The organism is Limnohabitans sp., assembly GCF_040400975.1.
GTDB lineage: Bacteria > Pseudomonadota > Gammaproteobacteria > Burkholderiales > Burkholderiaceae_C > Limnohabitans_A.
In genome coordinates this window covers 1-2,878 of record NZ_JBBAPF010000072.1, presented here as the reverse complement: position 1 = coordinate 2,878, position 2,878 = coordinate 1, and the positions used below count along the sequence as shown (strand labels likewise).

Below are 2,878 nucleotides of genomic sequence, written 5' to 3'. Positions count from 1 at the left end.
AAGTGGCCGCGAGCGCAGCGGGGCGGCGCGTAACCGACACCTCTCGGACGCGTTGCTCTTAATGGCGAGCTACGACCCGACCCGCCCCGACCCGACCCGACCCGACCCTGGCTCAAGCCCAAGCGTGGGGCGGACTCCCCGTGGGTGGGACGATGACCCGACGCCGAGACGGAGGAGCGGCTGACAAGAGCCGACGAGACGGGGACGAGGCCGACGAGGTCGGGTGCGGAGACTTGACAGAGCGGCCCGTTGGACGAGGCCTTGGGGTTGCGGACGGCCCTGCGGACGAGTGCCCAGAGGGGAGCCCAGAGCAGAACCAGGCCGAAGACGAGGACGAGCACAGAGGCCCAGAGCAGAATCTGGCCGGGGACGACGACGAGCGCAAAGGAGAGGCCTGGACCAGGACGGACCTGGGAGAGACTGTGGAGCGGCCGGCGCCATGCGCTGCTGCGCTTGGCCCTTGCCGCTACGCGGCGGCTTGCTACCGGCCGTGCTGTGCCTTCCAGCACGGCCCGGGACGACGTGCTGCTGTTCAGGCTCTGGCAGCCTACTGGCGGGCCGTCGAGAGGGCGGCGGAGCCGAGCTTCCCCTGGAGGCACCCAGTCGGGGCCCCCGAGCCCGGCAAGAGCGACAGTCGGAGCCGAGGCGGCGGCAGCGGAAGCGGAGGCGCAGCAAGCAATGCCAGCGCGCTGGCAGGCCGCGGCATGCCGCCCAGCGATGGCAGCGCGCAGGCGGGCCGAGGCGAAGGCGGCAGCGGCAGCGGGAGCAGCAATGCCAGCGCGCAGGCAGGCCCTGGCAGGCTGGCGCGCGACGGCAGCGCGCAGGCAGGCCTTGGCGGTGCCGGCGGGAGCTCGGCTGACGAGCGGCGACGATCGCGACGACGGTTGTTGACGATGGACGACGCCGCAGCAGACGACAGTGGAAGCCAGCTTGAAGAAGGAGGCCGCAGCAAGCGAGACGGGAGGAGTCCACCCAAGGAGCAAGAGTGCAGGTTGGGCGACCAGCTGGAAGCTCTGCACGCTCTGCAGCGGGAGGTGGACGCCCTGAAGCGCCAGTGCGGCGAGAACAGGGCCTCGTACGAGCAGGCCGAGGGGTGGCTTGCCAGGGCGCGGACGGAGAACGAGGAGCTGTCCAGGATGATCAGCTCCCTGATGGACGGCCGGCGCGTGAGGGCCAGTACTCAGGCCGAGACTGCGCCCGTGGAGCTGCAGTACCTCCCTGTTGAGTCCACCCGGGCGGGGGGAGCGAGGCCACCAGGAGCCGAGCAGGAGGAAGGCAGCGAGCAGCGGGTCAGCGGGCTGTCAAAGCTCAGCGAGGCCACGCAGGCTGAGGCTGCGCCCGAGGCCAGCGAAGCGGGCCTTGTTGCCGAAGTGGAACGGCGTCTCCAGTCGAACAAAACATCTCGGAGCGTTTCGGCGGTTGAAAAGCTGAGCAAAGAGCCTGATCCTTCAGACGAAGTGGAGCCGGGACTCCGTTTGCTGACACCGCTGCAGTTCGAGGAGTTCTTGGCAGGGGATGACGCCCTCCGGCAGAAGCTTTGTGAGGTATCTGACAGAAACCACGTGATGACGTCCCTCATATCAATGCTTGACCCCGATGGGGAAGAACTCCCCCGAGGACTGCAAGAGATGGAGCATGGAAACAGGGAATCTGGCCAGGACGACCATGCAGGCAAGGGCGTGGAGCTGGAAGCTGAGCATAGGTTGCGGGCAAACAGGTCCACCGCATGCACTGCAGCCATCAGTGAGCTTGCAGCAGACCAGGACCTGTCAGATGAGGTTCTGCTTGGCCTCCGACTGTTGTCGCCTTCGCGCCTTCAAGAGCTCTCAGCAGGGGGAGAGGTGCTCCACCAGGAGCTCAAGCAGATGCCAGAGAAGGACCAGCTCGTGATCCCCCTCATCTCGATGCTCGATGCGGACGTTGACAAGACTGCCAGAGGCGTGTTGCAGATGCAGGCGGAGTCGTCCAATGGAACGGCGCTGGGACAAGCCGCACCCGCGGGGAACGGCTTAGCCAGCGCGGCAGCACAACCAGCCAAGCGAGCTGCAAGCACAGATTCTGCAGGCGACAGGGAATCTTGGGGAGAGTGGCGAGATGTGAAGCCCAACCACAGCCAGCTGGCTGGGAAAAAGCCGGTGTCGGGAGTACAGCGAGAGGACTGCAGTGTGAAGCTTGGGCCCGAGCGGCCGGACGAGGCAGCACTGCAGCGGCAGGCCGCGCTCGGGAGGCGCAGCCTGAGCAAGGGGACCACGCGCGAGGAAGAGGGGAGCTTGGTGCCGGAAGCTCACGACAAGTGGACGGGGGCAGACGGAGGGAGCAGCAAAGCGCCAGACCTCCCCTCGGCGGTGAGCGCTGGTCACTTGCAGCGGGAGGACCCCGACTCCTGCGACGACCTCGACGCTTACCTGAAGTCCGTGCGACCCGACCTTTGGGACTGGCACGTCGGCTGGCGCCAGCGGCAGCAGCTGGAGGCGGTGGCAGCGAGCACCCCTGAGGGGGGTGACGACGGGGCAAAGTCCTTGAAGAAGATAGGATGTAGACAGGCGTCGACGACTTCGGGTGGCGGCGGCAGCGGAAGCAAAGACAGTGGCGAGGCTCCTCCGGGCTTGGAAGGTGGCGGCACGGCTCCTTCTGGCTCAGACGGAGGTCAAGGTGGCGACGGTCGGGATTCCAGCGACCGCGGCGCCGCGGAACGACGAGGGTGGACGGAGTACTGCTACAGTTGCCCACGGCATTGTGGCGGTGACTTCAAATTCGATGCGAGGCCAGGCAAGTTGCCTTCGGGCATGTGGCCTCGCAAGAGGTGTCCCCTGTGCGCGTCGGAGACGAGCATAGGATTGTGCGAGTGTCGGGATTGCGGGCGGCCTCGAAAGCGTTG

1 pseudogene is annotated in these 2,878 nt (G+C 66.9%); it reads left to right on the top strand.

The window, feature by feature from the left end:
* Positions 1-893: 893 nt before the first annotated feature.
* Positions 894-2,878, top strand: a pseudogene (locus ABWQ00_RS15760) (hypothetical protein); the annotation flags it as partial.